This window comes from Pseudomonas sp. NPDC089422 (genome assembly GCF_044749405.1).
Classification (GTDB): domain Bacteria; phylum Pseudomonadota; class Gammaproteobacteria; order Pseudomonadales; family Pseudomonadaceae; genus Aquipseudomonas.
The window spans coordinates 188,703-204,927 of the sequence record NZ_JBIVHW010000002.1; the positions used below are offsets into that span (position 1 = coordinate 188,703).

The following is a 16,225-nucleotide window of genomic DNA, read 5'->3' on the forward strand; positions in this document are numbered from 1 at the left end:
CGCGCGGGTCGTACAGCCGGCGCCGCGCCCAAGAACATTGTGGGGATACATGCAGACACTAAAGGTCGACCTGGGCGAGCGTAGCTACCCGATCTACATTGGCGAAGGCCTGCTGGACCAGGCCGAACTGCTGGCGCCGCATATCCGCGGGCGGCAGGTTGCCATCGTTTCCAACGAGACCGTCGCGCCCCTGTATCTCGAACGCCTGAGCAAGACCCTCGGCGCCTACTCGGTGCTGCCAGTGATCCTGCCGGACGGCGAGGCTCACAAGAACTGGGAGACCCTGCAACTGATCTTCGACGGCCTGCTGACGGCGCGGCATGACCGTCGCACCACCGTGGTAGCCCTCGGCGGTGGCGTGATCGGCGACATGGCCGGCTTTGCGGCGGCCTGCTACCAGCGTGGTGTCGATTTCATCCAGGTGCCTACCACGCTGCTGTCCCAGGTCGACTCCTCGGTGGGCGGCAAGACCGGCATCAACCACCCATTGGGCAAGAACATGGTCGGTGCCTTCTACCAGCCCAATGCGGTGCTGATCGATACCACCAGCCTCAAGACCTTGCCCGAGCGCGAGCTGTCGGCAGGCCTGGCTGAAGTGATCAAGTACGGCCTGATCTGCGACAAGCCGTTCCTTGCCTGGCTCGAAGACAACATGAAGGCCTTGCGTGCCCTGGATCCCGCTGCGCTGACCGAAGCGATCAGCCGCTCCTGCGCTGCCAAGGCTGCCGTGGTCGGCGCTGACGAACGTGAGTCCGGCGTGCGTGCCACACTGAACCTGGGCCATACCTTCGGCCACGCTATCGAAACCCACATGGGCTACGGCGTATGGCTGCACGGCGAAGCCGTGGCTGCAGGCACGGTGATGGCCCTGGAAATGTCCATGCGCCTGGGCTGGATCGACCAGGCCGAGCGTGATCGCGCAATCCGCCTGCTGCAGGACGCAGGTTTGCCGGTGGTGCCACCACAGGAAATGACCCCGGCGCATTTCATGGAGCATATGGCGGTCGACAAGAAGGTGCTCGATGGTCGCCTGCGGCTGGTGCTGCTGCGCCAGCTGGGCGAAGCCGTGATCACCGACGACTATCCGAAAGAGATTCTTCAGGCCACGCTGTCGGCGGATTACCGCGCGATCGTGGCCCAGCTTTGAGGTTGTGACAGCGTAATGACCAGTTTGCATGCCGATGAGGCGTTCCTCGAACATTACCAGTTGAGCCACGATCCGTTCGCACCGCGTGTGCCCGGCTTCAAGTTCTTCCCCGCCCAGCGCAAGCCGGTGCTGGGCCAGCTGCATCACCTGGCCCGCTACAGCCAGCTGATGCTGGTGGTCACCGGCCCCGTGGGCAGTGGCAAGACCTTGCTGCGCCAGGCCCTGGTGGCCAGTACCAACAAGCAGTCGGTGCTGAGCGTGGTGGTATCTGCCCGCGGCGCCAGCGACGCTGCCAGTGTGCTCGGCCAGGTGGCGCAGACGCTGGAAGTCTCCCAGCCTGAAGTACAGGCGATCCTGAACAAGGTGGTGCAGCTGGCACTGACCGGGCAGGAAGTCTATTTGCTGGTGGACGATGCGGAACAACTCGACGAGTCGGCACTCCAAGCGTTGCTGGAGCTGGCGGCAGGGCTACCGGAAGGGCGCCCGCACGTGTTCCTGTTCGGCGAGCCGTCGCTGATTGCCGGGTTGGACGAGATCCAGGTCGAGGAAGAGCGCTTCCACGTCATTGAACTCGCCCCCTACAGCGAGGAAGAAACCCGCGAGTACCTGGAGCAACGCCTGGAAGGCGCTGGCCGGGGCATCGAGGTGTTCACCCGTGAACAGCTAGTCGATATTCATGAAAACTCCGACGGATGGCCTGGCAACATCAACCAGGTCGCCCGCGATACTTTGATCGAAGCCATGATCGCCAGCCGTACCACGGTCAAGCGACCATCCATGGGGTTCAAAATGCCTAAGAAACACGTACTCGCGCTGTCCGCTGTCGTCGTGGTCGCCGTAGGTGCTGCGGTTCTGATGCCCAAGAAAGGCGACAAGGCCCCTGCCGAGGCGCCTGTGGCCCAGGCCCAGTTGCCGCTGGGCGAAGGCCAGCCAGGTGGTGCCCAGTCGAACAACGGCAACCCGGCCATCGAATTCTCCGGCCAGTCGCAGCCGATGCCGCTGCCGCTGGTGGGCCAGTCCCAGCCAGTCATGCGCGAGCCACTGGCGCAAGCGGCCGGCATGGGTGATGGCGAAGAAGGCAGCCCGGCCGGCAACACCGCCTTGCAGCCTGGCAATCCGCCGACCGTGACCACCATCGCGCCGCCACAGGGCGTGCCTGCAGGCCCTGCGCCGAGCATGGCCCAGGTTACCGCGCCGGCTCAGCCGGTTGCGCCTGCGCCCAAGCCCGTCGCTACCCAGCCGGTCAAGCCGGTTGCGCCCGCCAAGCCGGTGCCGGCACCGACTCAGGTCGCTGTCGCCAAACCCGCTGCCAAACCGGTGGAAAAGCCGGTCGCCAGCGCCAGCACTGGCGGCAGCAGTGGCTGGTACTCGGGCCAGAAACCCGGCAACTATGTGGTGCAGATCCTCGGCACCAGCTCCGAGGCGTCGGCCCAGGCCTTCGTCAAGGCGCAGGGTGGCGACTATCGCTACTTCAAGAAAAACCTGCAGGGCAAGCCTCTGTACGTAGTCACCTACGGCAACTTCGCCAACCGCGACGCAGCGGTTGCTGCAATCAAGAACTTGCCAGCGAAGGTCCAGGCTGGTAAACCTTGGCCACGTACCGTTGCCAGCGTCCAACAAGAGCTGGCCTCGGCCCGCTGATACCTGCCGGGCGGCATCACCCCCGCCGCCCAGTTGCTGAGCGATTAACGACATTCGAATAGCCTGCTGCGCCCGAGCGCGGCAGGCTTTTCTGTCCCAGACTGCCGGCCACAAGCCTCTGTTGCAGTCATGGCTGAAACGCTTCAGACTCGAGCCAAGCCGCTATCACGGCGCATGGCGCAAAAACATTCAAAATTGCGACATAAATTTTCAATGGTGAGACATGAAAATTTGTGGGTATGACTGTCGCTGTGCAACAATGGTTTTCCATGGCCACCGCAAAAAAGCTGGCGTTTGATCGGCGTGGATGGTAAGTGGTTGTACATAAAAGAGATTTGCCTCCGGTTGAGAGGTGAACCTGGTGAGAAAGTGTCTATGAAAACAGGTCTGTACCATCCCGAAGAATTCAAGGACAACTGTGGTTTTGGCCTGATCGCCCATATGACGGGCGAGCCGAGCCACCACCTTCTGCAAACCGCCATGCAGGCACTGACCTGCATGACCCACCGCGGCGGTATCAACGCCGACGGCAAAACCGGTGACGGTTGCGGTCTGCTCATGCAGAAGCCCGATCAATTCCTGCGGGCCGTGGCCCAGGAGCACTTCGCCGTCGAGCTGCCCAAGCAGTACGCCGTCGGCATGGTGTTCTTCAACCAGGACCCGGTCAAAGCCGAAGCTGCCCGCGCCAACATGGACCGCGAAATCGTCGCTGCCGGCCTGAAGCTGGTCGGCTGGCGCAAGGTCCCGATCGACACCAGCGTGCTCGGCCGCCTGGCCTTGGAGCGCCTGCCGCAGATCGAACAGGTGTTCATCGGCGGTGAAGGCCTGAGCGATCAGGAATTCGCCATCAAGCTGTTCAGTGCCCGTCGCCGTTCGTCCGTGGCCAACGCCCACGACGCCGACCACTACATCTGCAGCTTCTCGCACAAGACCATCATCTACAAAGGCCTGATGATGCCGCGCGATCTCGCGGCGTTCTATCCAGACCTGGGTGACGAGCGCCTGCAAACCGCGATCTGCGTGTTCCACCAGCGCTTCTCCACCAACACCCTGCCGAAATGGCCGCTGGCGCAGCCGTTCCGCTTCCTCGCCCACAACGGCGAGATCAACACCATCACCGGCAACCGCAACTGGGCCATGGCCCGTCGCACCAAGTTCGCCAACGACCTGATCCCCGACCTCGAAGAGCTCGGCCCGCTGGTCAACCGCGTCGGTTCCGACTCCTCGAGCATGGACAACATGCTCGAACTGATGGTCACCGGCGGCATCGACCTGTTCCGCGGCGTGCGCATGCTGGTACCGCCAGCCTGGCAGAACGTCGAGACCATGGACGCCGACCTGCGCGCCTTCTACGAATACAACTCCATGCACATGGAGCCGTGGGATGGCCCGGCCGGTATCGTCATGACCGAAGGCCGCCACGCGGTGTGCCTGCTCGACCGTAACGGCCTGCGCCCGGCGCGCTGGGTGACCACCACCAATGGCTACATCACCATCGCCTCGGAAATCGGCGTGTGGGGCTACCAGCCTGAGGAAGTCCTGGCCAAGGGCCGTGTCGGCCCGGGCCAGATCCTTGCCGTGGACACCGAGACCGGCCAGATCCTCGACACCGACGCCATCGACAACCGCCTGAAGTCGCGCCACCCATACAAGCGCTGGCTGCGTCAGCACGCCCTGCGCATCCAGGCGACCCTGACCGACGACCAGGGCGTGGCCAGCTACGACGCTGACCAGCTCAAGCAGTACATGAAGATGTTCCAGGTCACCTTCGAGGAACGTGACCAGGTACTGCGCCCACTCGGCGAGCAGGGCCAGGAAGCGGTCGGCTCGATGGGCGACGACACGCCGATGGCCGTGCTCTCGCAGCGCGTGCGTTCGCCGTACGACTTCTTCCGCCAGCAGTTCGCCCAGGTGACCAACCCGCCGATCGACCCGCTGCGCGAAGCGATCGTCATGTCCCTGGAAATCTGCCTGGGCGCCGAGCGCAACATCTTCCAGGAATCCCCGGAGCATGCTTCGCGGGTGATCCTCAGCTCGCCGGTCATCTCGCCCGCCAAGTGGCGTTCGCTGATGAACCTGGAACGCGAGGGCTTCGACCGCCAGCTGATCGACCTCAACTATGAAGAGAGCGTCGGCCTGGAAGCAGCCATCCGCAATATCGCCGACCAGGCTGAAGAAGCCGTGCGCAGCGGCAAGACCCAGCTGGTGCTGAGCGACCGTTACATCGCCCCGGGCAAGCTGCCGGTACACGCTTCGCTGGCCGTGGGTGCCGTGCACCACCGCCTGACCGAACAGGGCCTGCGTTGCGACAGCAACATCCTGGTCGAAACCGCCACTGCCCGCGACCCGCACCACTTCGCCGTGCTGCTGGGCTTCGGCGCCTCGGCCGTGTACCCGTACCTGGCCTACGAAGTGCTGGCCGACCTGATCCGTACCGGCGAAGTGCTGGGCGATCTGGACGAGGTCTTCAAGTACTACCGCAAAGGCATTTCCAAGGGCCTGCTGAAGATCCTGTCGAAGATGGGCATCTCCACCATCGCCTCGTACCGTGGCGCCCAGCTGTTCGAAGCCGTGGGCCTGGCCGAAGAAGTGGTCGGCCTGAGCTTCAAGGGCGTGTCCAGCCGCATCAAGGGTGCGCGCTTCGTCGACCTCGAAGGTGATCAGAAGCTGCTGGCAGCCGAAGCCTGGAGCGCGCGCAAGCCGATCCAGCAGGGTGGCCTGCTGAAGTTCGTCCACGGTGGCGAATACCACGCGTACAACCCGGACGTGGTCAACACCCTGCAAGCCGCTGTGCAGCAGGGCGACTACGCCAAGTTCAAGGAATACACCACGCTGGTCGACCAGCGCCCGGTGTCGATGATCCGCGACCTGCTGAAAGTGAAAGTGGCCGACGAGGCCCTGCCGCTGGATCAGATCGAGCCGCTGGAGGCCATCCTCAAGCGCTTCGACTCCGCCGGTATCTCGCTGGGCGCACTGTCGCCGGAAGCTCACGAAGCCCTGGCCGAGGCGATGAACCGCCTGGGGGCACGCTCCAACTCCGGTGAGGGCGGTGAAGATCCGTCGCGCTACGGCACCATCCGCAGCTCGAAGATCAAGCAGGTGGCCACTGGCCGCTTTGGTGTGACCCCGGAATACCTGGTCAACGCCGAAGTGCTGCAGATCAAGGTTGCCCAGGGCGCCAAGCCCGGTGAAGGCGGCCAGCTGCCAGGCGGCAAGGTCAATGGGCTGATCGCCAAGCTGCGCTATGCGGTACCGGGCGTGACCCTGATCTCGCCGCCGCCGCACCACGATATCTACTCGATCGAAGACCTGGCCCAGCTGATCTACGACCTCAAGCAGGTCAACCCGCAGGCCCTGGTTTCGGTCAAGCTGGTGGCTGAGGCCGGCGTTGGCACCATCGCCGCTGGCGTGGCCAAGGCCTATGCCGACCTGATCACCATCTCCGGTTACGACGGTGGTACCGGTGCTTCGCCGCTGACCTCGATCAAGTACGCTGGCGCCCCGTGGGAACTGGGCCTGGCTGAAACCCACCAGACCCTGCGCGGCAACGACCTGCGCGGCAAGGTACGGGTACAGACCGACGGTGGCCTGAAGACCGGCCTGGATGTGATCAAGGCCGCCATCCTCGGCGCCGAGAGCTTCGGCTTCGGCACCGCGCCGATGATCGCCCTGGGTTGCAAGTACCTGCGCATCTGCCATCTGAACAACTGCGCCACCGGCGTGGCCACCCAGAACGAGAAGCTGCGCAAGGACCACTACATCGGCACCGTCGACATGGTGATCAACTTCTTCACCTTCGTCGCCGAAGAAACCCGTGAGTGGCTGGCCAAGCTGGGCGTGCGCAGCCTCGGCGAGCTGATTGGCCGTACCGACCTGCTCGACGTACTGCCAGGCGACACCGAACGCCAGCAGTATCTCGACCTGTCGCCACTGCTGGGCAGCTCGCACATCCCGGCCGACAAGCCGCAGTTCTGCGAAGTGGACAAGAACCCGCCGTTCGACAAGGGCGAGTTGGCCGAGAAAATGGTCGAGATGGCCTTGCCGGCGATCCGCGACCAGGCCGGTGGCGAGTTCAGCCTCGACATCTGCAACTGCGACCGTTCCATCGGTGCCCGTATCTCTGGTGAAATCGCCAAGCTGTACGGCAACCAGGGCATGGCCGACAAGCCGGTGACCTTCCGCTTCAAGGGTACTGCCGGCCAGAGCTTCGGCGTGTGGAACGCCGGTGGCCTGAACCTGCACCTGGAAGGTGACGCCAACGACTACGTCGGCAAAGGCATGACCGGTGGCAAGGTGACCATCGTGCCGCCAGCCGGCAGCCCGTTCGCCACCCAGCACAGCGCCATCGTCGGCAATACCTGCCTGTACGGTGCCACCGGCGGCAAGCTGTTCGCCGCAGGTACCGCGGGCGAGCGCTTCGCTGTGCGTAACTCCGGCGCCCACGCTGTTGTCGAGGGTACTGGCGATCACTGCTGTGAATACATGACCGGTGGCTTTGTCTGCGTTCTGGGCAAGACCGGTTACAACTTCGGATCTGGCATGACTGGCGGCTTCGCCTACGTGCTCGACATGGACAACAGCTTCGTCGACAAGCTCAACCACGAACTGGTGGAAATCCAGCGCATCAGTGGTGAGGCGATGGAAGCCTACCGTAGCCACCTGGCGCGGGTCCTTGGCGAATACGTGGAAGAGACTGGCAGCGAGTGGGGGCGTGAGCTCTTCGAGAACCTGGACGACTACGTGCGGCGCTTCTGGCTGGTCAAGCCGAAGGCGGCCAACCTCAAGCAACTGCTGTCCAGCACCCGTGCCAACCCGCAGTAAGAACAGCTGCAAGTGACGGCCCCGTGCGCGGGGCCTGTCGTGCTCAAGTGATCGTCTTGCAGCTTGCAGCCTGAGGCTGGCAACTGCGGTAAAGAGGTTTTGAAAAATGGCTGAACGTCTGAACAACGACTTCCAGTTCATCGAAGTGGGCCGCAAGGACCCCAAGAAAAAGCTGCTGCGCCAGCGCAAGAAGGAGTTCGTGGAAATCTACGAACCGTTCAAGCCTGCGCAGTCCGTGGAGCAGGCACACCGCTGCCTGGGCTGCGGTAACCCGTATTGCGAATGGAAGTGCCCGGTACACAACTTCATCCCCAACTGGCTGAAGCTGGTCTCCGAAGGCAATATCCTGGCCGCAGCCGAACTGTCGCACCAGACCAACACCCTGCCGGAAGTGTGCGGCCGCGTGTGCCCGCAGGACCGTCTGTGCGAGGGTGCCTGCACCCTGAACGACGGTTTCGGCGCGGTGACCATCGGCTCGGTGGAGAAGTACATCACCGACACCGCCTTTGCCATGGGCTGGCGCCCGGACATGTCCAAGGTCAAGCCAACCGGCAAGCGCGTCGCCATCATCGGTGCCGGCCCGGCTGGCCTGGGCTGCGCCGACGTGTTGGTGCGTGGTGGCGTGACCCCGGTGGTGTTCGACAAGAACCCTGAGATCGGTGGCCTGCTGACCTTCGGCATCCCCGAGTTCAAGCTGGAAAAGACCGTGCTGAGCAATCGACGCGAGGTCTTCACCGGCATGGGCATCGAGTTCCGCCTGAACACCGAGGTGGGCAAGGACATCACCATGGAACAGTTGCTCGCCGAGTACGACGCCGTGTTCATGGGCATGGGCACCTACACCTACATGAAGGGTGGTTTCCCGGGCGAAGACCTGCCAGGCGTGCATGACGCCCTGGACTTCCTGATCGCCAACGTCAACCGCAACCTGGGCTTCGAGAAGTCGCCGGAAGACTTCGTCGACATGCAGGGCAAGAAGGTTGTGGTGCTCGGCGGTGGCGACACCGCGATGGACTGCAACCGCACCTCGATCCGCCAGGGCGCCAAGTCGGTGACCTGCGCCTATCGCCGTGACGAAGCCAACATGCCGGGTTCGCGCAAAGAGGTGAAGAACGCCAAGGAAGAAGGCGTCAAGTTCCTCTACAACCGCCAGCCCATCGCCATCGTCGGCGAGGACAAGGTCGAAGGCGTGAAGGTGGTCGAGACCCGTCTCGGCGAGCCGGATGCCCGTGGCCGTCGTAGCCCCGAGCCGATCCCGGGCTCCGAAGAGATCCTCCCGGCCGATGCCGTGGTGATCGCCTTCGGCTTCCGCCCAAGCCCGGCACCGTGGTTCGAGCAGCATGGCATCCAGCTGGACAGCCAGGGCCGCGTGGTGGCCCCGGAGAAAGCCAAGTTCAAGCACCAGACCAGCAACCCGAAAGTGTTCGCTGGTGGCGACATGGTGCGCGGTTCGGACCTGGTGGTGACGGCGATCTTCGAAGGCCGCAACGCTGCCGAAGGCATCCTGGACTACCTCGAAGTCTGACCAATTGCAGGGGCCGCATTGCGGCCCCAAGCATTTTGTATACAAAATCGTTTGATCTGTGGCACCCAATAGACAAAACGCATGGCCTTGACCGTGCCTTTTGCGCTGGCGTCTGAGAAAATGCCCGCACTATTTTTCCGGATGCCGACATGACTGCCCTGAAGAACGATCGTTTCCTGCGTGCACTGCTCAAGCAACCCGTAGACGTCACCCCTGTCTGGATGATGCGCCAGGCCGGCCGCTACCTGCCGGAGTACCGCGCCAGCCGCGCCAAGGCCGGTGATTTCATGAGCCTGTGCATGAACCCGCAGTTCGCCTGCGAGGTAACCCTGCAGCCGCTTGACCGCTACCCGCTGGACGCGGCGATCCTGTTCTCGGACATCCTCACCATCCCCGACGCCATGGGCCTGGGCCTGTACTTCGAAACCGGCGAAGGCCCGCGTTTCAAGAAGACCATCAGCACCCCGGCCGATATCGAAGCACTGCCGATCCCTGACCCGCAGAAAGACCTTGGCTACGTGATGGACGCGGTCAGCACCATCCGCCGCGAACTTAATGGTCGCGTGCCGCTGATCGGTTTCTCCGGCAGCCCGTGGACCCTGGCCACCTACATGGTCGAAGGTGGCTCGTCGAAGGACTTCCGCAAGACCAAGGCCATGGCCTACGACAACCCGCAAGCCCTGCACCTGCTGCTGGACAAGCTGGCCCAGTCGGTCACCAGCTACCTCAACGGCCAGATCCTCGCTGGCGCCCAGGCCGTACAGATCTTCGATACCTGGGGCGGCAACCTGTCGGCGGCGGCTTACCAGGAGTTCTCCCTGGCCTACATGCGCAAGATCGTCAGCGGCCTGATCCGCGAACACGAAGGGCGCAAGGTGCCGGTGATCCTGTTCACCAAGAACGGCGGCCTGTGGCTGGAAAGCATCGCCGAAGCTGGTGCTGATGCGCTGGGCCTGGACTGGACCTGTGAGATCGGCGACGCCCGCCGCCGCGTCGGTGACAAGGTGGCCCTGCAGGGCAACATGGATCCGACCGTGCTCTATGCCAAGCCAGAAGCCATCCGCAAGGAAGTGGCGCGCATTCTGGCCAGCTATGGCCAGGGCACCGGCCATGTATTCAACCTGGGCCATGGCATCACTCCGGAAGTCGATCCGGAGCACGCAGGGGTGTTCATCAACGCCGTTCACGAGCTGTCGGCGCAGTACCATCAGTAAGCGTGTTAAAACGAAAAGCCCGGCCAAATGCCGGGCTTTTTTGTGGACCAGGGAAGATCATCAACTGGTCCGAGGGCCTATTCGCGGGCAAGCCTGCGAAGGCTTCACACCGATTTCGGCGCCAGTTTGCTAAGGTGCAATGCCACCAGCAACGCCACCGCCAGCAGGCTGCCAATGAACAGCCCGATGCCGTTCCAGCCCCATTGGTGCCAGAACACCCCACCGGCCGTACCGGCCACGCTGGACCCTGCGTAGTAGCTGAACAGGTACAGCGACGAAGCCTGCCCCTTGGCCTTCAGCGCCCGGCGGCCGATCCAGCTGCTGGCCACCGAGTGCGCACCGAAGAAGCCGAAGGTGAACACCAGCATGCCGACGATCACCAGTGCCAGCGGGTTGGCCAGCGTCATCAGCAAACCGCCGGCCATCACCACGATACTGGCCCAGAACACCTTGCGCCGGCCCAGCTTGTCGGCCAGCGCACCGACCTGTGCCGAGCTGTAGATACCCGACAGGTACACCACCGACAGCAAGCCGACCAGCGCCTGGTTCATGTGATAGGGCTCGGCCAGCAGGCGGTAGCCGATGTAGTTGAACAGGGTGACGAAAGCCCCCATCAGCAGGAAGGCTTCGAGGAACAGCCACGGCAGCCCGGCGTCCTTGAAGTGCATGACGAAGCCGTCCAGCAGGCTGCGCGGGTTCATCAACTGCGGGCGGAAATTGCGCGATTCAGGCAGCACTTTCCAGAACACCAGCGCCGCCACCAGGGCCAGGCCGCCAATGGTCAGCATCGCCGTGTGCCAACTGACGAAATCGATCAATACCCCGGTAATCAACCGCCCGCTCATGCCGCCGATGGCATTGCCGCCGATGTACAGGCCCATGGCCAGGCCGATGTGCTGCGGGTGGATCTCTTCGCTCAGGTAGGTCATCGCCACCGCCGCCAGGCCGCTCAGCGACAGGCCCACCAAGGCGCGGGTGGCCAGCACCAGCTCCCAGCTCGGCATCACCGCGCTGGCCAGGGTCGACAGGGCGGCGCAGACCAGGGCAAAGACCATCACCGGCTTGCGGCCGATGCGGTCGGAGATCGGACCGGTGATCAGCAGGCCGAACGCCAGCATTGCGGTGGACACCGACAGCACCAGGCTGCTTTGCGCTGCGTTGATGGAAAACTCCTTCGACAGCAGCGGCATCATCGGCTGCACGCAGTACAGCAGGGCGAACGTGGCGAAGCCGCCGCTGAACAGGGCCAGCACGGTTTTCATGAAGGCGGGGGTGCCTTTCTCGATCCACATGTCGTTCAGGGGGGCAGGTTCTGGGCCGGCAGGAAGGGGGGCTACAGCAGTTTTCACGGGCGGTACCTCTGGCGCAATGAAAAAAGCATATAGCTGGCTAATGATTAGATCCAATATATTGTTCGACCTATTTGAGACGTTTGACGACCTGATTGGAGCCGATCATGGAACTGCGCCATTTGCGTTACTTCATTGCCGTTGCCGAAGAGTTGCACTTCGGCCGCGCGGCCCAGCAACTGGGCATCTCCCAGCCGCCGTTGAGCCAACAGATTCAGGCGCTGGAACAGGAACTGGGCGCTCGCCTGTTCGAGCGGACCAATCGTCGGGTCGAGCTGAGCGAGGCGGGCCGACTGTTTCTTGAAGAGGCGCGCCAGGTGCTGGCGCAGGTGGAGAAGGCAGCCGATGTGGCGCGCCGTGCGCAGTTGGGTGAACTGGGCGAGATGAAAATCGGCTTCACGTCATCGGCGCCGTTCACGTCGAAGATTCCCAAGGCCATTCATGCCTTTCGCCAGCGCTTCCCCGCAGTGCACCTGAACCTCAAGGAAATGAGCAGCCGGGATGTCGCCGAAGGGGTGTTCGACGAATCCATCGAAGTCGGTCTGATGCGGCCGATGCCGCTACCGGAAGGCCTGGTGGCCACCGAACTGTTTCGCGAACCGCTGGTGGCAGTGATCAATGCCTCGCATCCGTTGGCGGAAGGTACGGAACATGGCGTGCACATGACCGCCCTGGCCCATGAACCGTTCGTGTTCTTCCCGCGCAGCTATGGCAGTGGCTTGCATGCACAGTTGCTGAGCCTGGCGCGCCAGGCCGGGTTCAGCCCGCATTTCTCTCAGGAAGCGGGGGAGGCGATGACCATCATCGGCCTGGTGTCGGCGGGGTTGGGAGTGTCGGTGCTGCCCGCATCCTTCAAACGCATGCAGATCGAAGGCGTGGTTTACCGCACGTTGCTGGATGAAGGTGCGATGTCGGCAGTGTGGCTGGTGCAACGCGAGCGCGGCGGTTCGGCGATGGCCCGGGCGTTCGCCGAGTTGCTGACGGGGCTGGTGGCAGGCCAGGAGGGGTGATGTGCTGTGCCCGCGAATGGGCAAATGGCACTGGCCATTGCCGCTGCGCCGCCACATACTCGGGCATTCGTTGATACACGGAGGTCAATCATGCGGCGCGTGGTGTTCAATCAGAAAGGTGGCGTGGGCAAGTCGAGCATCGCTTGCAACCTGGCGGCGGTGAGCGCCAGCGAGGGTTATCGGACCTTGCTGATCGACCTGGATGCCCAGGCCAACTCGACCCAGTACCTGACCGGCCTCACTGGCGACGATATCCCCATGGGTATTGCCGACTTCTTCAAGCAGAGCCTGTCCAGTGGACCGTTCAGCAAGAAGAACAAGGTCGATATCTACGAAACCCCGTTCGACAACCTGCATGTGGTCACCGCCACGGCGGAGCTGGCCGACCTGCAACCCAAGCTGGAAGCCAAGCACAAGATCAACAAGCTGCGTAAGTTGCTCGACGAGCTGGACGAGGACTACGACCGGATCTACATCGACACGCCGCCAGCCCTCAACTTCTACGCAGTTTCCGCATTGATCGCCGCTGATCGCGTGCTGATCCCCTTCGACTGCGACAGTTTCTCGCGCCAGGCACTGTACGGCCTGCTGGCTGAGATCGCAGAGCTCAAGGAGGACCACAATGAAGACCTTCAGGTTGAAGGCATCGTAGTCAACCAGTACCAGTCCCGCGCCAGCCTGCCTCAGCAGATGCTCGAAGAGCTGCTGGCAGAAGGGCTGCCGGTGCTACCGGTGTACCTGGGCAGCTCGGTGAAAATGCGTGAATCGCACCACGCCAGCCTGCCGCTGATCCACCTGGAGCCGCGGCACAAGCTGACCCAGCAGTTTGTCGAACTGCACGATTTGCTTGAGCGCTGCGAGTAAGCCTTACACCCAATCTCTTGCATGAAAGCCGGGTCCCGAGCATAATCTCCCAAAACGGGAGATGTGCTTGGATGCGCGTCATTGCCAAAAGCACCTTGGTGAAGTTCTGGGAATTACCCGGGTATGAAGATGCCAAGGCACCCTTGGAAAGTTGGCACGATATGGCCATCAAGGCCATCTGGCGAACGCCGCAGGATGTAAAGGATCAGATTGGCAACGCCAGCATATGTGGCAATAACCGCGTGGTCTTTAACATCGGAGGTAACAAGTACCGGCTAGTGGTCGAAATGCAGTATCGAGCCGGTATTGCCTGGGTGAAATTCGTCGGCACGCACAGGCGCTATGACGAGATTGACGTGGAGACAATCTGTGAATATTAAGCCAATCCGCAATGATGACGATCTTCGAGCGGCATTTCAGCGGCTCGAAACTATTTTCCAGGCAGAAGCTGGCACGCCAGAAGCTGATGAAATGGAAGTGCTCGTGACACTGATCGAGGTATACGAAAACCAGCACTATCCCATTCATCCTGCCAACCCCATTGAGGCCATCAAGTTCTGCATGGATCAACAGGGACTTACGCCGCGGGATCTTGAGCCCTTCATCGGTCCAAGCGGGCGGGTTTCGGAAGTCCTTAATGGCAAGCGCGGTCTAAGCCTATCCATGATCAAGCGCCTGCATGATGGCCTGCGCATTCCCTACGAGTCCCTGCTGGCAAACGCCTGAAAACTAGACCCCCTGGCTACGCAACCACTCCAGCAGCGACTGGAGTGGGAACGCCCCGGCCTGGCGGCTGATTTCGCGGCCGTTCTTGAACAGGATCAGGCTGGGGATCGAGCGGATGCCCAGTTGCCCGGCCAGGTTGCGGTTGGCTTCGCTGTCGAGCTTGGCCAGGCGGCAGCGGCCGCTGAGCTGGCGGGCAGCCTGTTCGAAGGTCGGGGCGAAGGATTTGCATGGGCCGCACCAGTCGGCCCAGATGTCGATCAGCAGCGGCAGGTCGCCCTTGATCTGGCTGGCGTAGTTGGCTTCGCTGAGTTCGAAGGGCTGGCTCAGCAGCACGTCCTGTTTGCAGCGGCCGCATTTCGGGGCGTCGCCCAGGCGCGCTGCCGGCAGGCGGTTGAGGCCGTTGCAGTGGGGGCAGGGGATTACCAGTGGCTCGGACATGTGGGTTTCCTTGAACATTATGAAGAACAGCTGATTTCCAGGTGCTTGCCCCACTCCGGTGGGCGCTCGGCATAGGCCTGCATGCCGGCTTGCGCCTCGAACGGCTTGCTCAGCACCTGGTGCAGGCGTCGCACCTCACTGTAATCCCCCGCTTCGGCCGCTTCGATGGCCTTCTGCGCCAGGTAGTTGCGCAACACGTACAGCGGGTTCACTGCGTGCATGCGCTCACGACGGCCTTCGGCATTGCCCGCCTCGCGCTCGCAGCGGGCCAGGTAATCCACACCCCAGGCATCGAAGCCGGCAAGGTCGATGAAGTCGTCGCGCACCGCCTTCAGCGCCTCGGCAGCGGGCTGGTCGCCCAGCTTGCGGAAGAACAGGTTGTAATCCACGCCACCGCTCTGCATGCGCTGCAGCAGGCGCTCGACCAGCGCCATGTCGTCGTCTTCCGCAGTGGTCAGGCCCAGGCGCCGACGCATCAGGTCCAGATAGTGCGCCTGATACAGCGGCAGGAACAGGCCAAGCGCGTCCTTGAGCGGTTCCACCTCGATCACCGTGGTCAGGGCCTGGGCCAGGGCGCTGAGGTTCCAGTGGGCGATCGGTACCTGGTTGGCGTAGCTGTAGCGGCCACGGTCGTCGGAGTGGTTGCAGATGAAGTTGGCGTCGAAGTCGTCGAGGAAGGCGAACGGGCCGAAATCGAAGGTGATGCCGAGGATCGACATGTTGTCGGTGTTCATCACCCCGTGGCAGAAGCCATAGGCCTGCCAGCGGGCGATCAGCTCGGCGTTGCGCTCGACGATGGTGCGGAACATGGCGAGGTAAGGCTGCTCGGCATCACGGCATTCGGCGTAGTGCTGCTCCAGCACGTGGTCGATCAGCATACGCTGCTGTTCCGGCTGTTTGGTGTAGTAGAAGTATTCGAAATGCCCGAAACGCACATGGCTCTGCGCCAGGCGGGTGAGCATTGCCGCGCTCTCGCGGGTTTCGCGCCATACCGGAGTGCTCGAACCGATCACGCACAGTGCCCGGCTGGTGGGGATGCCCAACGCGTGCAGTGCCTCTGAAGCGAGGAACTCGCGGATCGACGAGCGCAGCACGGCGCGGCCGTCGCCCATGCGCGAATAGGGCGTCTGGCCGGCGCCCTTGAGGTGCAGGTCCCAGTGCTCGCCCTGGTCATTCAGCACTTCGGCCAGCAGCAGGCCGCGGCCATCGCCCAGGCGCGGGTTGTAGGAGCCGAACTGGTGGCCGGAATAGACCATCGCCCGCGGATCGGCCTGGTCCCAGAGCTTGTGGCCGCTGAACAGCTCGGCGAACACTGGCTCATTGGCCTGGGCCGGGTCGAGGTCGAGCAGGCCCATGGCCGACTCGCTGGCCACCACCAGGCGCGGCTCGGCAATCGGCTCGGGCAGGACCTGGGTGGAGAACGCATCGCCCAGGCGGGCGAAGCGATTGTCGAAGGTGAGTTGGTCGAGGGCTTTCACGGGCTGCTCCTG

General features: G+C 63.0%; 12 protein-coding genes. 9 read left to right on the forward strand and 3 right to left on the reverse strand.

Annotated elements, in window-relative coordinates:
* Positions 1–49 precede the first annotated feature (49 nt).
* The 5 genes from aroB to hemE all read left to right on the forward strand — a co-directional run bounded on the left by aroB (position 50) and on the right by hemE (position 10,348).
* Entirely contained in the window at positions 50–1,147 is a 1,098-nt protein-coding gene (gene aroB / locus ACIPZ8_RS04590; RefSeq protein WP_400719997.1) for a 3-dehydroquinate synthase, read from the forward strand.
* A gap of 15 nt (positions 1,148–1,162) precedes the next feature.
* Positions 1,163–2,788: an AAA family ATPase gene (locus ACIPZ8_RS04595; protein WP_400719999.1), complete on the forward strand. Its 1,626-nt coding sequence runs from the start codon at positions 1,163–1,165 to the stop codon at positions 2,786–2,788.
* A gap of 375 nt (positions 2,789–3,163) precedes the next feature.
* The gene (gene gltB / locus ACIPZ8_RS04600) at positions 3,164–7,609 is read left to right on the forward strand and encodes a glutamate synthase large subunit (protein ID WP_400720000.1); all 4,446 of its coding nucleotides are present in this window, start codon (positions 3,164–3,166) and stop codon (positions 7,607–7,609) included.
* Positions 7,610–7,715: 106 nt separating this feature from the next.
* Positions 7,716–9,134 carry an FAD-dependent oxidoreductase gene (locus tag ACIPZ8_RS04605; protein ID WP_294333869.1) on the forward strand — a complete coding sequence of 473 codons (1,419 nt, stop codon included), beginning with the start codon at positions 7,716–7,718 and terminating at the stop codon, positions 9,132–9,134.
* Positions 9,135–9,283: 149 nt separating this feature from the next.
* Positions 9,284–10,348 carry a uroporphyrinogen decarboxylase gene (hemE, locus tag ACIPZ8_RS04610; protein ID WP_400720002.1) on the forward strand — a complete coding sequence of 355 codons (1,065 nt, stop codon included), beginning with the start codon at positions 9,284–9,286 and terminating at the stop codon, positions 10,346–10,348.
* Between the two features lie 104 nt (positions 10,349–10,452).
* Here the strand turns inward: hemE and ACIPZ8_RS04615 are convergent, their stop codons facing one another.
* Positions 10,453–11,640, reverse strand: a complete 1,188-nt coding sequence (locus tag ACIPZ8_RS04615) for an MFS transporter (protein WP_400720470.1) — start codon at positions 11,638–11,640, stop codon at positions 10,453–10,455.
* A 164-nt stretch (positions 11,641–11,804) separates the two neighbouring features.
* On the opposite strand from ACIPZ8_RS04615, the gene ACIPZ8_RS04620 reads away from it, so the two are divergent.
* From ACIPZ8_RS04620 to ACIPZ8_RS04635, 4 genes are all read left to right on the forward strand, one after another.
* Positions 11,805–12,707 (forward strand): LysR substrate-binding domain-containing protein, encoded by a 903-nt coding sequence (locus tag ACIPZ8_RS04620; protein WP_400720004.1) that lies wholly within the window; start codon positions 11,805–11,807, stop codon positions 12,705–12,707.
* A 90-nt stretch (positions 12,708–12,797) separates the two neighbouring features.
* On the forward strand, positions 12,798–13,571 hold the full coding sequence (locus tag ACIPZ8_RS04625) for a ParA family protein (RefSeq protein WP_400720006.1): 774 nt from the start codon (positions 12,798–12,800) through the stop codon (positions 13,569–13,571).
* Positions 13,572–13,642: 71 nt separating this feature from the next.
* Positions 13,643–13,951: a type II toxin-antitoxin system HigB family toxin gene (locus tag ACIPZ8_RS04630; protein ID WP_400720008.1), complete on the forward strand. Its 309-nt coding sequence runs from the start codon at positions 13,643–13,645 to the stop codon at positions 13,949–13,951.
* The gene (locus ACIPZ8_RS04635) at positions 13,941–14,297 is read left to right on the forward strand and encodes a type II toxin-antitoxin system HigA family antitoxin (RefSeq protein WP_400720010.1); all 357 of its coding nucleotides are present in this window, start codon (positions 13,941–13,943) and stop codon (positions 14,295–14,297) included. The genes ACIPZ8_RS04630 and ACIPZ8_RS04635 overlap by 11 nt, the downstream gene beginning before the upstream one ends.
* Positions 14,298–14,300: 3 nt before the next feature.
* Here ACIPZ8_RS04635 and trxC read toward each other — a convergent pair whose 3' ends face one another.
* Both trxC and selO read right to left on the reverse strand, forming a co-directional pair.
* Positions 14,301–14,735, reverse strand: a complete 435-nt coding sequence (trxC, locus tag ACIPZ8_RS04640) for a thioredoxin TrxC (protein ID WP_400720012.1) — start codon at positions 14,733–14,735, stop codon at positions 14,301–14,303.
* A gap of 17 nt (positions 14,736–14,752) precedes the next feature.
* Positions 14,753–16,213 carry a protein adenylyltransferase SelO gene (selO, locus tag ACIPZ8_RS04645; RefSeq protein WP_400720014.1) on the reverse strand — a complete coding sequence of 487 codons (1,461 nt, stop codon included), beginning with the start codon at positions 16,211–16,213 and terminating at the stop codon, positions 14,753–14,755.
* Positions 16,214–16,225 lie beyond the last annotated feature (12 nt).

Coding starts and splice junctions, on each gene's coding strand:
- aroB (WP_400719997.1), top strand. CDS start 50: ATGCAGACACTAAAGGTCGACCTGGGCGAGCGTAGCTACCCGATCTAC.
- ACIPZ8_RS04595 (WP_400719999.1), top strand. CDS start 1,163: ATGACCAGTTTGCATGCCGATGAGGCGTTCCTCGAACATTACCAGTTG.
- gltB (WP_400720000.1), top strand. CDS start 3,164: ATGAAAACAGGTCTGTACCATCCCGAAGAATTCAAGGACAACTGTGGT.
- ACIPZ8_RS04605 (WP_294333869.1), top strand. CDS start 7,716: ATGGCTGAACGTCTGAACAACGACTTCCAGTTCATCGAAGTGGGCCGC.
- hemE (WP_400720002.1), top strand. CDS start 9,284: ATGACTGCCCTGAAGAACGATCGTTTCCTGCGTGCACTGCTCAAGCAA.
- ACIPZ8_RS04615 (WP_400720470.1), bottom strand. CDS start 11,640: ATGTGGATCGAGAAAGGCACCCCCGCCTTCATGAAAACCGTGCTGGCC.
- ACIPZ8_RS04620 (WP_400720004.1), top strand. CDS start 11,805: ATGGAACTGCGCCATTTGCGTTACTTCATTGCCGTTGCCGAAGAGTTG.
- ACIPZ8_RS04625 (WP_400720006.1), top strand. CDS start 12,798: ATGCGGCGCGTGGTGTTCAATCAGAAAGGTGGCGTGGGCAAGTCGAGC.
- ACIPZ8_RS04630 (WP_400720008.1), top strand. CDS start 13,643: ATGCGCGTCATTGCCAAAAGCACCTTGGTGAAGTTCTGGGAATTACCC.
- trxC (WP_400720012.1), bottom strand. CDS start 14,735: ATGTCCGAGCCACTGGTAATCCCCTGCCCCCACTGCAACGGCCTCAAC.